Origin of the sequence: Azospirillum formosense, assembly GCF_040500525.1 — a bacterium.
Classification (GTDB): domain Bacteria; phylum Pseudomonadota; class Alphaproteobacteria; order Azospirillales; family Azospirillaceae; genus Azospirillum; species Azospirillum formosense_A.
The window spans coordinates 367,778-382,334 of the sequence record NZ_CP159404.1 but is presented as its reverse complement, the minus strand read 5'-3'; the positions used below and the strand labels follow the sequence as shown (position 1 = coordinate 382,334).

Annotated in this window: 9 protein-coding genes; 5 read left to right on the top strand and 4 right to left on the bottom strand. The window is 68.1% G+C overall.

The genetic code is table 11. The features are described from left to right. The first annotated feature begins 36 nt into the window (after positions 1-36). Entirely contained in the window at positions 37-234 is a 198-nt protein-coding gene (locus ABVN73_RS22475; RefSeq protein ID WP_353861411.1) for a hypothetical protein, read from the top strand. Continuing rightward, a complete protein-coding gene (locus ABVN73_RS22470) occupies positions 231-1,337 on the top strand; it encodes a prohibitin family protein (RefSeq protein ID WP_353861410.1) in 1,107 nt (368 codons plus the stop codon). The genes ABVN73_RS22475 and ABVN73_RS22470 overlap by 4 nt, the downstream gene beginning before the upstream one ends. A 34-nt stretch (positions 1,338-1,371) precedes the next feature. Here ABVN73_RS22470 and ABVN73_RS22465 read toward each other — a convergent pair whose 3' ends face one another. Next, on the bottom strand, positions 1,372-3,366 hold the full coding sequence (locus tag ABVN73_RS22465; protein ID WP_353861409.1) for a methyl-accepting chemotaxis protein: 1,995 nt from the start codon (positions 3,364-3,366) through the stop codon (positions 1,372-1,374). A 349-nt stretch (positions 3,367-3,715) separates the two neighbouring features. Between ABVN73_RS22465 and ABVN73_RS22460 the strand changes: the two genes are divergently transcribed. Further along, on the top strand, positions 3,716-5,710 hold the full coding sequence (locus tag ABVN73_RS22460; RefSeq protein ID WP_353861408.1) for a cache domain-containing protein: 1,995 nt from the start codon (positions 3,716-3,718) through the stop codon (positions 5,708-5,710). Positions 5,711-5,767: 57 nt separating this feature from the next. Here the strand turns inward: ABVN73_RS22460 and ABVN73_RS22455 are convergent, their stop codons facing one another. The 3 genes from ABVN73_RS22455 to ABVN73_RS22445 all read right to left on the bottom strand — a co-directional run bounded on the left by ABVN73_RS22455 (position 5,768) and on the right by ABVN73_RS22445 (position 8,603). Then, positions 5,768-6,361: a DUF4142 domain-containing protein gene (locus ABVN73_RS22455; protein WP_353861407.1), complete on the bottom strand. Its 594-nt coding sequence runs from the start codon at positions 6,359-6,361 to the stop codon at positions 5,768-5,770. A 289-nt stretch (positions 6,362-6,650) separates the two neighbouring features. Continuing rightward, entirely contained in the window at positions 6,651-7,022 is a 372-nt protein-coding gene (locus tag ABVN73_RS22450; RefSeq protein ID WP_353861406.1) for a cytochrome c family protein, read from the bottom strand. Between the two features lie 294 nt (positions 7,023-7,316). Further along, a complete protein-coding gene (locus tag ABVN73_RS22445; RefSeq protein ID WP_353861405.1) occupies positions 7,317-8,603 on the bottom strand; it encodes a pentapeptide repeat-containing protein in 1,287 nt (428 codons plus the stop codon). A gap of 428 nt (positions 8,604-9,031) precedes the next feature. Here ABVN73_RS22445 and ABVN73_RS22440 point away from each other — a divergent pair, with 428 nt between their 5' ends. Then, positions 9,032-9,463 (top strand): response regulator, encoded by a 432-nt coding sequence (locus ABVN73_RS22440; RefSeq protein ID WP_353861404.1) that lies wholly within the window; start codon positions 9,032-9,034, stop codon positions 9,461-9,463. A 146-nt stretch (positions 9,464-9,609) separates the two neighbouring features. Further along, positions 9,610-14,547, top strand: a complete 4,938-nt coding sequence (locus ABVN73_RS22435; RefSeq protein WP_353861427.1) for a HAMP domain-containing protein — start codon at positions 9,610-9,612, stop codon at positions 14,545-14,547. Positions 14,548-14,557 lie beyond the last annotated feature (10 nt).

The following is a 14,557-nucleotide window of genomic DNA, read 5'->3' as shown; positions in this document are numbered from 1 at the left end:
CCTTCCGCCCTGCTCCCATTCCAAGGCCGGACGCGCATGCCTCTTGTCCTCGTCATGCTCTATCTCCTCGCCTGTCTGGTGTGCGCCGTCATGGGCCGCAACACCACGATCGGTTTCATCGGCCATTTCCTGCTGGCCTTCTTCCTGACGCCGCCGGTGAATTTCGTAATCCAGGCGGTGGGGCGACCCAGCACACGGGAACGTGAGAAGATGCTGACGACGAGACCGCGATGACCACCCTGGACCCGTCCGCCGGGGATGGCGTCGCCCGAGCGCCGTTGCCGTTGCGCGCCGGCCTCTGGCTGAAACGGCGCAGCGTGTCGATCTACGCGCTGGCGCTGACCCTGATCCTGGGCTTCCTCGCCATCGCCCCCGCCGTCTTCGTCGAGGTGCCCTCCGGCCATGTCGGCGTGCTGTGGCTGCGCTTCTTCGGCGGCACGGTCACCGACCGGGTCTACAGCGAGGGCACCCACCTGATCTTCCCGTGGGACCGGGTGACGATGTACGACGTGCGCCTGCGCACCGACACCCGCACCTACGAGGCGGTGGCGGCCAACGGCATGTCGATGACGGTGACCGTGGCGCTGCGCTACCGGGTCAACCCGCCCGCCGCCGGCCTGCTCCACAAGCTGGCCGGGGACGATTACGCGGAAAAGCTGGTGCATCCGGAGATCGCCAGCCTCGTCTACGAATTCGTGTCGAAGCACAATCCGGAGAATTTCTACTCGATCAACCGCGCGGACATCCAAGGCTTTCTGTTGACCGAGGCACGCAAACAGTTCCCGGCGCCGCCGACCGATCTCCAGGCGCTGAAGCTGCCTCCCGGCGCGATCGCCGACGATTACAGCTCGGTGATGATCCGGGTGGAGGACGTGCTGGTGGCCGGGGTCAGCTTCCCGCCGCTGGTCCGCCAGGCCATCGACCGCAAGATCGAACAGCAACAGATCATGGAGGAGTACGACTTCCGCATCGCCCGCGAGGCCAAGGAGCGTGACCGCAAGCGGATCGAGGCGGAGGGCGTGCGTGACTTCCAGGACATCGTCGCCCGCAACATCACGCCGGAGTATCTGCGCCTGCGCGGAATCGAGGCGACGCGGGCCTTCGCCACCTCCTCGAACGCCAAGACCATCATCATCGGCGGACGCGACGGCCTGCCGGTCATCCTGAACACCGGCGACGACGCCAAATCGGGAACGGCGGCGGCACCCGCCGCCGCGCCGTCCCAGGAAACCGCCGCAAGGGAGACGGACGGCCTCGCCGGCCGCCTGTCCACGCTGGACGAGCCGCCGCCGGAGAACAGCGCGCCGGAAGCCCCGCCGGCAACCGCCGGGCGCTGATGCCCGGCGGCCGCAGCGTCTCCAAGGGCGCCGGCTACTCGGCGGCCTCGGCGAGGGTCCGGGCGAAGTCGCGCTCCAGCTCGTCGAGCAGGCGGACCACCTCCGCCGAGGCCCGCTTCATCTCGGCGGCGTGGCGTTCGGCCTCCAGGCGGTTGCCGGCCTGGAGGGCGAGCAGCGTCTCGCGGCCCGCCTCATGGACGGTGCGGTGCGGCGTGGCCATGCCCCTGTAGGTCGACAGGCGCATGGTCCGGGGATCGTTCACGCTGTCGTACCAGCGGCCGAGGCGGCAGGAGTGATGGGTGGACAGGTCCGCCGGCAGGAGATTGCGCTGGCCGCTCACCGCCTCCATGATCCTATCGACGAAGGCGAGGTGGTCCTGTTTGGCGAGACGGACCAGCTCGCCCACCCCGTCGCGGCTCATGCGGTCCACCTCCTCGCGGCCGATCTTGCGCTCGTCGAAGCGGATGTGCAGCCGGTTGTCGTGCCGCGCCACCACCGAACCGCGCAGGGACAGCTTGTAACCGGGAAGCGACACGGTGACCTGCCCGCCGGTGGGTGCCGCCCCCTTCGTCTCGGCGTAGCAGCCGCATTCGGAGATATCGCGGACCAGCGCGGGCGTCTGGTCCACGCTGCCGTCGAGCAGCACCGGGCGGCGGCGCGTGTGGCGCCGGTTCGCCAGATCGGAGGAGGTGCGGATGGCCCGCGCCAGCAGGGTCGGCAGGGTGTCCAGCGCCTCCTGCATGCGGTTGGCGCTCTCGCCGACCGTGTAGGCCACGGTGGTGGCGCGCTGCGTCTCGCCGCCGACCTCGGTCATCCGACCGGCGATGCCGCGGAAAATGCCGGCGACCTCGCCGATGTTGCGGGCGATCCCGCGCGAGGCGGAGGACTGCTCCTCCACCGCGGCGGCGATCGAGGCGTTGATCTCCTGCATGGTGGTGATGGTGGTGGCCACGCCGTCCATGCCGGTGATCGCCTGCTCGGCCACCGCCTGGATGGCGCCGACCTTGGCGGCGATCTCGTCCGCCGCCTTGGCCGACTGCCCGGCGAGGTTCTTCACCTCCGTGGCGACCACGGCGAAGCCCTTGCCCGCCTCGCCGGCCCTTGCGGCCTCGATGGTGGCGTTCAGCGCCAGCAGGTTGGTCTGCCCGGCGATGGCGCGGATGAGGTTGAGGATGCCGCCGATCTCCTGCGCCGCGGTGCTGAGCTGCGCCATGATCTGGCGGGCCTCGCCGCTCTTCTCCACCGCCTCGCCGGCGATCCGGGAGGCGCCGCTGACCTGCAGCGCGATTTCGCCGACGGCGGCCTGGAGCTGCTCCGCCCCGGCGGCGACGGTCTGGGCGGCGTCCAGCGCCTCCGCCGTGTCGGCGGACGTGCCGGCGATGCTGTCCTTCACCGTCGCGCAGACGCTGTCCAGGTCGCCGACCGTGCGGCGCAGGTCGGCGGTGTAGCTGGCGACGCTGTCCACCACGTCGTTGGCCTCGTGATCGATGGAATCGACCATGGCGTCCACCGCCTGGAGCCGGTCGTCGATCAGACGGTCCCAGTAGACCGACAGCGCGGCGTCCAGGTCCATCAGCACCGCCGACACCACGGCGCGCTGCATGGTCACGATGGAGCCGAGCCGGCCGCCGGTCAGCAGCGTACCGCCCATGCTCTGGGCCAGGGCGGCCATGATCTCGCCCAGGATGAAGGCGTAGCCGCCGACATACCAGCTCGGGCTCAGCCCGATGCGGTGGTGGGCGATGCCGACCGCGCGCACCGACTCCTTGTAGCCGTCGTCGAAACGGCCCTCGAACAGCCGCGTCCAATGCGCGATCTGGGCGCGTTTGGCTCCTTCGACCTGCGCCGGGTTGGTGAACAGGCCAGCCAGCTCGGGCTGGATCATCGTGCGGGCGTAGAAGCGGTCCAGAATCCCCGGCAGGGCCCTGGCGATGATCGGCGAGGCCTGCCGCAGGCTGCCGATCGATTCCGGTCCCAAATCGAAATAGGCGGTCTTGGTGACGTCAAGGGCGCGCAGGGTGTCCGGCATGGCGAATGTTTGTATTGTGTAATGAATGAGCGCCAACCGATAACATTTCCCCTACACCAAAGGTATCCCTAAAAGGAATACGTGTGCGACATGCTGTCCCACATCATGATTAACAGATGGTTTACCTTGCCCGGGACGCAACATGGGCACAATGGATAAGCCTTGAAATACAAACACTTTCCTCACGACGGCTGAGGAAAGCCGCGACAGCACCTTCACATTGCATGAATCCGGTGCGTCCCGAGGTTGATAAAACTATTTGTTACAAATGCGCGACAAAGGTTACCAATGCGCCGCCACCCCGGTGCTTCCGGGGCGACCCGACGATTTTTCAAGGAGTTTTCGGCCGATGAACCCCCTCCGGACGCTCAGCCTTGCCACAAAGCTGACCATTCTGTGCACGCTCGGCCTGATCGCCCTGTCCGGCGCGCTGACCTACGCGACGATCGTCAAGGTCACCGCCAGCATCAGCAAGGACGCGGCGGAGCGGAGGGAGCAGGCCATCACCAACTTCCGAATGCTGCTCGACCAGAAAGGGTCCGAGTACCGGCTCAAGGACGGAGCGCTCTACATCGACGATGTCAAGCTGGACGGGGCGAACGACATCGTCGACACCGTCCGCAGCGTGACCGGCGGCGTGGCCACCATCTTCCGCGGCGATACCCGCGTGGCGACCAACATCCACAACCCGGACGGCAGCCGGGCCGTCGGGACGAAGCTGGCCCGCGGCCCGGTCTACAGCGCCGTCATCGACGGCAAGGAGCCCTTCCGCGGCGAGGCCGACATCCTGGGCGAGGCCTACTTCACCGCCTACGACCCGATCATCGACCGGAACGGCGAGGTCGTCGGCGTCCTGTTCGTCGGCCTGAAGAAGAGCGTCGCCCTGGGCGTGCTGGAGGAGGTGGTTCCCAACATCATCCAGGTGGCGGCGATCATCACCGCCGGCATGGCCCTGCTGATGCTGCTGGTGGTCCGGCGCCAGTTCCGCACGCTGGACCAGATCCGCGGCACAATGTTCCAGCTGGCCGACGAGCGTTACGACGTGACGGTGCCCGGCCTGGACCGCCAGGACGAGATCGGCGCCATGGCCAAGACCGTCGAAATCTTCCGCCAGAAGGGCATCGACAACCAGCGCCTGCGCGAGGCGCAGGAGCGTGAACGCCGCGAGGCCGAGGCCGCCAAGATCGCCGCCCTGGAATCCATGGCCCGCACGGTGGAGCAGGAAACCCGCACCGCCGTGGACCGCGTCGCCGAACGGTCCGTCTCGATGGACAGCAACGCCCAGGCGATGGCCAGCTCGGCCGAAACCGTCTCCGCCAACTCGCAGAGCGTGGCGGCCGCGGCGGAGCAGGCGCTGGGCAACGCCCAGGCCGTGGCGGCGGCCACCGACCAGCTCACCGCCTCCATCGCCGAGATCACCGGCCAGGTCACCTTCGCCAGCCAGATCTCCCGCCGCGCCGTGGAAAGCGGCCGCAAGACCGAGGACGTGGTGCTCTCCCTGTCCGAGGCCATCGGCCACATCGGGGAGGTCGCCACCTTCATCCAAGACATCGCCAGCCAGACCAATCTTCTGGCGTTGAACGCGACGATCGAGGCGGCCCGCGCCGGCGAGGCCGGGAAAGGCTTCGCCGTGGTGGCCCAGGAGGTGAAGAACCTCGCCACCCAGACCTCGAAGTCGGCGGAGGAGATCTCGCGCCAGATCACCGACCTGCAGAGCATGACCGCCGGGGCCGTCGACGCGGTGCAGGACATCGGGCGGACCATCACCGAGATCGACGGGGTCGCCAGCAGCATCGCCAGCGCCATGGACGAGCAGGGGGCGGCGACGAGCGAGATCTCCCGCAACGTCGGCCAGACCGCCGCCGCCGCTCAGGAGGTGTCGTCCCGCATCGCCCACGTGTCGGAGGAGGCGGCGGTGACCGGCAGCCGCGCCGACGAGGTGCGCCGGGTCGCGTCCGACGTGGCGGGGAGCATCGACCATCTCCGCGAGATGCTGGTCCGCGCCGTCCGCACCGCCACGCCGGAGGTGGACCGCCGCCGCGCCCCGCGGTTCGAGGTCAACCTTCCCTGCACCATTTCCGGGGCGGTGGGATCGCTGTCGGGACAGCTCACCAACCTGTCGGAGGGCGGCGCCACGATCCGCGGCCTGGACCGGACGCAGGTGGGCAGCCGCGGCGTGCTGACCATCCCCGGCTGCACCGTCTCCATCCCCTTCGCGGTTCTGGGGGGCAAGGAGCAGGACCTCCATGTCCGGTTCGAGCTGACCCCGGACGTCGCCGACCGCTTCGCCGCGGACGTCCAACGGCTCACCGCCGGCCTGCGCCCGCTTCCGGCGGTCGCCTGAGGCGGACCGGGTCAAGCCCGCGGCCGATTCCGCGGGCCTGACCGCCGAAGCCCGCCGCTACGGCAGTTGCGCCAGCGGGCTGCCGAGCGCGCGCAGTTCGCGCGCGTGCATTTGCAGGCCGGGCAGCCATTTGGCTGCGAAGGCCCGGACGTCCGGGTCGGTCCCACCCTGGGCCTGCGCGTTGAACAGGGCGATCGACACATCGTGCTCGGCGATCTGCTGCTGCAGATACTGCCGGTCGAACGCCGTCCCCTGAAGCAAGGCCAACGCGTCGGCGACCGCCTGCCGGCCGGGGTCCAGGCCGGTGGGCGGCGTGACGCCCTTGGCCTGAGCAAGCCGGGCGAGTTCCTGGTTGGCCTGGGTGTGGTCGGCGGCGATGCGCCGGCCAAGCTCGCGCACGGTGGCGCTGGACGCCTGGCGCTGGGCCAGCGTGCCCATCGCCACCTCGCCGAAGCCGCCATAGGCCGCCTGGGTCAGGAAGGACTGGTCCGCCACCGTCAGCGTCGAGGAGGCGCCCGACCCGGCGCTTCCCACCTGGGACGCGGAGGCACCGGAACTGCCCATGGGCGGCACGAGGCCCGGTTCGCTTGAACAGGCGGCGAGCGTGAGGATCGACACGGCCGCAAGGGCCGCGGTTCGCAACATGGGCATTCCGACCTCCCGATTTGCAATCTTGCGTTGGGACACACGGGTCCCCCAACAGCCTCCTGTCCTCCTAGTGCCTGGCGATGAGCGTTTTTACGGGTCCCCTGCCCACAAGGGCAGGTTGACCGGCGCCATCCTCATAGGATGGACCGCAGGGGGCGGCCGGCCCTGGCCGGACGGGCGTGCCCTTGCAGCCAGCCGCTCTCGGCAAGAGCCGGCCGAAAGGGATGGGTGGTGTCGTCGGGCGTCGGTCGCGGGAGGGGCCGTCGCCCCTCCCGGTCGCGCAGCGCCTGCTTCAGCTGTTCTTCTTCAGGAAGGCGATCAGGTCCTTGCGGGCCTGCTCGTTCTTCACGCCGGCGAAGGCCATCTTGTTGCCGGGGACGGCGGCCTTCGGATCGGTCAGGTATTTGTCGAGATTGGCCTCGTCCCAGGTCAGACCGGCGCCCTTCATCGCGTCGGAATATTTGAAGGTCTCGACCGAGCCCGACGCACGGCCGACGATGCCGTGCAGGTTGGGGCCGACGCGGTTCGGGCCGCCGGTCTCGATGGTGTGGCAGGCCTTGCACTGGTTGAACACCTTCTCGCCCGCATCGGCGTCCTGCGCCGCGGCGATGCCGGGAAGGGCGGCGAACAGGCCAAAGGCCAGAACGGCAACTCTACGCTTCATTGCACTATCCTCGATTTCCAATGCCCAAAAGACAGGCACGGCCACCCAAGGCCCGCAGGACCTCCTGCGTTCTTCGCTTCGCCACAATCAATATTCGTCGCATCGGCGCGCGGCGGTTGCCGCTCCGTTACTTGGCCTCGATCATGACGAGCGGCTCGGGAAACCAGCCGCCCCCTCGCCGGGCGTTTTAATCCCCGGATGCTGGTATGCACAATGCCGGGAAAGGGCGGAGGCCCCACCCTGCGACAAAATGACCAACTCTTTTCGAAAATTTTTTGGGATTAAAATTTACGGTCACTTCAACCGGCAATGCACCAGCGTCGTTCCCGTGGTGTTGGCCTTCTCGATGTCGGTGTCGCGCAGGTCGGCGCCCGACAGATTGCAGTTGGTCAGGTCCGCCCCGGCCAGCCGCGCGCCCCGCAGATCGGCGCCGCGGATGTCGCTGTCGGCCATCTGGGCGTTGCGCAGATTGGTCGGCCACATGCGCCCCGTGGACTGGCCGTTCGCCGCCAGCAGCTCGATGGCGCGCATCACCGCGTTGCGCATCATGGCGCGGGTCAGGTCGCAGCCTTCGAAGCTGGCCCCGGACAGTTCCGAATTCTCGAAACAGGCCTCCCGCATGCGGCAGCCGGGAAACTGGGCGATCTGCAGCTTGCTGTCGCGAAAGCTCGCCCGCGTGAAGTCGCAGTTGCGGAAGATTGCCCCGCTCAGGTCGCAGCCGTCGAAATCGGTCCCGACGAAGGCTCCGTCCGACACGTCGAACCGCTTGCCCTGCTTGCCGTTGCTGTTGATCCAGCGGACATGGCCCTCCAGCCCTTCCCGGATCTCCGGCGGGAAGTCCGATTGGTTGCGGTGGTAGATGGCGCCCGCCATCCGCGCCTCCGCCCAGTCGGCGGTGGCCATGGCGACGTTGCGCAGCTCGGCGTCGCGCAGGTCGCACCCCTGGAAGGTGGCGCCGGCGACGGCGGCGTTGTTCAGGATGGCCCCCTTCAGCTTCGCCATGCTGAAATCGGCGCCGCGCAGGTCGGCGCCGCTGAGGTTGGCGCCGAACAGGGTGGCGTTGCTGAAATCCGCCCCTTCAAGATTGGCCCGGGTCAGGTTGGCGCCGGTCAGATCGGAGTCGGTGAAGTTCGCGTTGACCAGCACGGCTTCGCGCAGAGCCGCCTCCTGCCGGGCCTTGCGCCGGTCCTTCCACAGCACGAGCTGGCCGGGGCGGAGGTCCGCCCGCTCGAACAGGGTGTTGCGCAGGCACGCCTTGGTGAAGTTCGCCCCGCGCATGTCGGCCCCGACCAGGGAGGCTTCCCGCAGGTCGGCGGACACGAAGCTGGCGCCGAACAGATCCGCCCCGTCGAAATTGCAGCGCCGGAGGACGCTGCGCCGGAAATTCGCGCCGGTCAGGATGGCGTCCGACAGGACCAGACCCGACAGGTCGAAGCCGGTCAGGTCCGCCGCTTTCAATTGGAGACGCAGGCCGTTCGGGCGCGCCGCCAGATAGAGCCGGTGGGCTCTGATGGCTTGCGCGAGATCCTCCAGGCTCAGATCCCCCCCATCGCCCGGCCCGTTTGTCGGGGCAACGCTCATCCCTGTCCCCAGCACCCCTATGATCGACTCCACGCCCGCCTCGTGGACGGTGACAAGCTTACGCGTAAAATTACTTGCAAAATTGTTAAGAAACCTGCACATCGTTACATGGCAGCCACGCGTTCGCGCCGTATAGTTCAATCGAAGCCAAACGAAAGGCGGCCCCGGCGCGCGCGATTCACACTATTCCATAGCGAAGCTAAGGAATAGGCTTTCCCTCTTTTGGGGTGCGCTCACTCTATTGGGCATAACCTGTAGGGGGTATTTGACCTTTTCTCCCTTAATTGCCTCACCCCTCCGTGCTACTCGTCCCGGTCAGCTTCGCCGGCATCCGACGTCTGCGCTCGGGTTCCGGCGGCGGGCGGAGGGCGCGCCTCATCGACGCCGTCCCCGCGCCGCAGCCGGCAGAACGACAAGAGGGAAAAGGGATGACCAACCCGATCAACAGGTCACCAAAGGCCGGGGCGGACGGGACCGCGACCGCCACAACCGCCCCCGTCCGGGTCCTGGTCGTCGAGGATGAGACGATCGTCGCCATGTACCTGACCGACATGCTGGAGGAGTTGTCCTACGAGGTCTGCGGGGTCGCCGCCAATGCCGCCGACGCGCTGAAGATCGCCGAGCGGGAGCGCCCCGCCCTGGCGCTGGTGGACATCGGCCTCGCCGGCCCGCAAGACGGCATCGAGACCGCGCAGGCCCTGCGCGAGCGCTTCGCCGTGGGCAGCATCTTCATGTCCGGGGCCAGCGACCCCGTCCTGCTGGAGCGCGCCCGCGCCGCCGGCCCGCACGGCTTCATCCAGAAGCCCTATGACGAGCGCCAGTTGAAGACCCTGCTGAACAACGCCGCCCCCCGGCATTAGCCCACACCGACTTCCGCTTGCCGTCCCATGGCTGCGCCGCTCCCGCGCGCGGCCATTCCGGCGTTCCGCCGGGCGTGCCGCCGATCCTGCGCGGGGGACTTCCGAGACACTGGCCTGGACTTCTTAGGGACCATCGCGTCATGACGATGACGGACGCTCACGACCGGCTTTCCCCCCAGCTTCTCCTGCGCGCGCTGCGCCAGTTCCGCAAGGGCGACTTCTCCGTGCGCCTGCCCCTGGACCTGGACGGGCTGGACGGCGAGATCGCCGCCGCCTTCAACGACGTGGTGGAGATGAACGAAGCCCTGGTTGAGGACGTCGGCCGGGTCAGCGTCGCCATCGGGAAGGAGGGCCGGATCGGCCAGCGCGTCCGCCTGCCCACCGCCTCGGGCGGCTGGGGCGCCTGCGTGGACAGCGTCAACGCCATGGTCGCCGACCTGACCCAGCCGACCCAGGAGATGGCCCGAGTCATCGGCGCGGTCGCCAAGGGCGACCTGTCGCAGTCCATGCCGCTGGAGGTCGACGGACGCCCGCTGCAAGGCGAGTTCCTGCACACCGCCCGCACGGTCAACCGGATGGTCGAGCAGCTCGTCACCGTGACGGCGGAGCTGACGCGGGTGGCGCGCGAGGTCGGCATCGAGGGCAAGCTGGGCGAACAGGCCCAGGTGAAGGACGTCGCCGGCACCTGGAAGGACCTCACCGACAACGTCAACCTGATGGCCGCCAACCTGACGGCCCAGGTCCGCAACATTGCCGACGTGACCACGGCGGTGGCGAAGGGCGACCTGTCGCGCAAGATCACCGTGGACGTGAAGGGCGAGATCCGCGAGCTGAAGGACACCATCAACACGATGGTCGACCAGCTCAACAGCTTCGCCAGCGAGGTCACCCGCGTGGCGCGCGAGGTCGGCAGCGAGGGCAAGCTGGGTGGGCAGGCCCAGGTGAAGGGTGTCGCCGGCACCTGGAAGGACCTCACCGACAACGTCAACCTGCTGACCGGCAACCTGACCAATCAGGTCCGCAACATCGCCGACGTGACCACGGCGGTGGCCAACGGCGACCTGTCGCGCAAGATCACCGTGGACGTGAAGGGCGAGATCCGCGAGCTGAAGGACACCATCAACACGATGGTCGACCAGCTCAACAGCTTCGCCAGCGAGGTCACCCGCGTCGCGCGCGAGGTCGGCACCGAGGGCAAGCTGGGCGGACAGGCCCAGGTGAAGGGGGTCGCCGGCACCTGGAAGGACCTCACCGACAACGTCAACGCCATGGCGACCAACCTGACCAGCCAGGTCCGCAACATCGCGGAGGTCACCACGGCGGTGGCGAAGGGCGACCTGTCGCGCAAGATCACCGTCGACGTGAGGGGCGAAATCCTGGAGCTGAAGGACACCATCAACACGATGGTCGACCAGCTCAACAGCTTCGCCTCGGAAGTCACCCGCGTCGCCCGCGAGGTCGGCAGCGAGGGCAAGCTGGGCGGGCAGGCCCAGGTGAAGGGGGTCGCCGGCACCTGGAAGGACCTCACCGACAACGTCAACCTGCTGACCGGCAACCTGACCAATCAAGTCCGCAACATCGCCGACGTGACCACGGCGGTGGCCAACGGCGACCTGTCGCGCAAGATCACCGTCGACGTGAAGGGGGAAATCCTGGAGCTGAAGGACACCATCAACACGATGGTCGACCAGCTCAACAGCTTCGCCTCGGAAGTCACCCGCGTCGCCCGCGAGGTCGGCACCGAGGGCAAGCTGGGCGGACAGGCCCAGGTGAAGGGCGTGGCCGGCACCTGGAAGGACCTCACCGACAACGTCAACATGATGGCGGCCAACCTCACCGGCCAGGTGCGCGGCATCGCCGAGGTCGTGACGGCGGTCGCCGAGGGCAACCTGAAGCGCAAGCTGACCGTGGCGGCGCGCGGCGAGATCGCGGCGCTGGCCGACACCATCAACGGCGTGATCGAGACGCTGGCCATCTTCGCCGATCAGGTCACCAACGTGGCGCGCGAGGTCGGCATCGAGGGCAAGCTGGGCGGTCAGGCCAAGGTGCCCGGCGCCACCGGCGTGTGGGGCGACCTGACCGACAACGTGAACCAGCTCGCCGCCAATCTGACCACCCAGGTCCGCGCTATCGCCGAGGTGGCGACCGCGGTGACCAAGGGCGACCTCACCCGCTCCATCGCCGTGGAGGCGTCGGGCGAGGTGGCGGCGCTGAAGGACAACATCAACGAGATGATCCGCAACCTGCGCGACACGACGCAGAAGAACGCGGAACAGGACTGGCTGAAGACCAACATCGCCAAGTTCACCCGGATGCTCCAGGGCGAGCGCGATCTGGTCACCGTCACCAACATGATCCTGTCGGAGATCGCGCCGCTGGTGAACGCCCAGCACGGCGTCCTCTACGTCACCAGCCGCGACGGCGAGGAGCCGGTCCTCGATCTGGTCGCCAGCTACGCCCTGAAGGAGCGCGACGGGCTGGGCACCCGCTTCACGCTGAAGCAGGGTCTGGTCGGCCAGTGCGCCCACGAAAAGAAGCCGATCCTGCTGACCAACGTGCCCAAGGACTATGTGCGCATCAGTTCCGGCCTCGGCGAGGCGGCGCCGCTGAACATCATCGTCCTGCCCGTGCTGTTCGAGAACGAGGTGAACGCCGTTCTGGAGCTGGCCTCCTTCGGCCATTTCAGCGAGACGCACCGCTCCTTCCTGGAGCAGCTGACGGAAAGCATCGGGATCGTCCTCAACACCATCGCCACCAACATGCGGACCGAGGGGCTGCTGAAGCAGTCGCAGCGCCTGACCGCCGAGCTGCAGAGCCAGCAGGAAGAGCTGAAGACCACCAACGAGCGGCTGGAGCAGCAGGCCGCCTCGCTCCGCCAGTCGGAGGAGCTGCTGATGGCCCAGCAGGAGAAGCTGCGCCAGACCAACGAGGCGCTGGAGGAGAAGGCGGAGCAGCTTTCCCTCACCTCCAAGTACAAGTCGCAATTCCTGGCGAACATGAGCCACGAATTGCGCACCCCGCTGAACAGCCTGCTGATCCTGTCCAAGCTGCTGTCCGACAACGGCGACCACAACCTGACCCCACGGCAGGTGGAGTTCGCCCGCACCATCAACGCCGCCGGGTCCGACCTGCTGAACCTCATCAACGACATCCTCGACCTGTCGAAGATCGAATCCGGCACGGTCACGCTGGAGATCGGCGCGGTGGTGCTGGACGATCTGCGCGGCCATGTCGAGCGCACCTTCGCCCAGCTCGCCGAGGAGAAGGGGCTGCGCTTCGACATCGACATGACCCAGCCGCTGCCGGCGGCCATCCAGACAGACCAGAAGCGGCTTGAGCAGGTGTTGAACAACCTGCTGTCCAACGCCTTCAAATTCACCGAGACCGGCGGCGTCACCTTCCGCGTCGAGCTGGCCTGCGAAGGCTGGAGTGCGGCCCATCCCGTGCTGAACGCGGCGGGGGGCGTGCTGGCCTTCACCGTCGTCGACACCGGCATCGGCATCCCCGAGAACAAGCAGCGCATCATCTTCGAGGCGTTCCAGCAGGCCGACGGCACGACCAGCCGCAAATACGGCGGCACCGGCCTCGGCCTGTCGATCAGCCGCGAGATCGCCCGCCTGCTCGGCGGCGAGATCCGGGTGCAGAGCGAATCCGGGGCGGGCAGCGCCTTCACGCTCTACGTGCCAATGGAGTTCGACGTCGCCCGCTACGGCGACCCGGCGCCGAAGCTGGCGCCCTTCCCCACCCCGACACGGCCCATCGTCGTGCCGGGGCCGGAGGAGCGGCTGGCGCTGCCGCAGCATCACCCCGTCGCCGACGACCGCGAGCGCATCCGCCCCGGCGATCCGGTGGTGCTGATCGTCGAGGACGATGTGAAGTTCGCCTCGATCCTGGTCGATCTGGCGCGGGAAAAGGGCTTCAAGGCCATCCTTTCCCACGCCGGCAGCCCGGCCATGCCGATGGCGCGCAAGTACCGCCCGGACGCGGTGATGCTGGACATCGGCCTGCCGGACATCGACGGCTGGGCGCTGCTCGACCTGCTGAAGCGCGACCCGCACACCCGCCACATCCCGGTGCATGTCATCTCCGCCAAGGAGGAGCGCCGCCGCGGCCTCGCCATGGGGGCCTTCGACTACACCGAGAAGCCGGCCGACCGCGAGGCGATCTTCGCCGCGCTCGCCAAGGTCAAGGGCTTCGTGGAGCGCCACCAGCGCCGGCTGCTGATCGTCGAGAAGGTTCCCAACCCGGAGACCGGCGGCATCGCCGGCCTGATCGACCACGACAAGGGCGGCAGCGGAAGCGGGGACGACATCGACATCACGACCGTCACCTCCGCCGAGGCCGCCCGCGCGCTGCTGACGCAGGAGCGGTTCGACTGCATGGTGCTCGACCTGACGATCCCCCAGCCCAGCGACTTCGAGCTGATCGACAGCCTGCGCACCCGCGATTCCACCGCCTGGATGCCGGTCGTCGCCTATGTCAGCGACGCCATCGCGCCGGAGGACGAGGCGCGGCTGCGCCGGCTGGCCGAGACGGTGGTGCTGCGCAGCGTGCATTCCGCGGACTCGCTGCTCGACGAGACGGCGCTGTTCCTGCACCGGGCGGTGGACCGGCTGCCCGACGACAAGCGCAACGCGCTCGACCAGATCCGCCAGCGCGACCCGGTTCTGGCGGGGCGCAAGGCGCTGATCGTGGACGATGACTTCCGCAACATCTTCTCGCTCGCCAGCGTCCTGGAGGCCCACGACATGACCGTGCTGCACGCCGAGAGCGGGCCGGAGGGGCTGGAGCTGCTGAAGGCGCACCCCGACCTCGACGTGGCTCTGGTCGACATCATGATGCCGCTGATGGACGGCTACCAGACCATCCGGGAAATCCGCGCGACCGCGGCCGGGCGCGGCCTGCCGGTGATCGCCGTCACCGCCAAGGCGATGAAGGGCGACCGCGAGAAATGCATCGAGGCGGGGGCCACCGACTATCTCGCCAAGCCGGTGGACATCGACCATCTGCTGTCGCTGCTGCGGGTCTGGGCCGGGCGCCGGCAGGACGGCGACGCCGGGCACAACAACGCCGGACGGGAGTGAGGAGACGCCC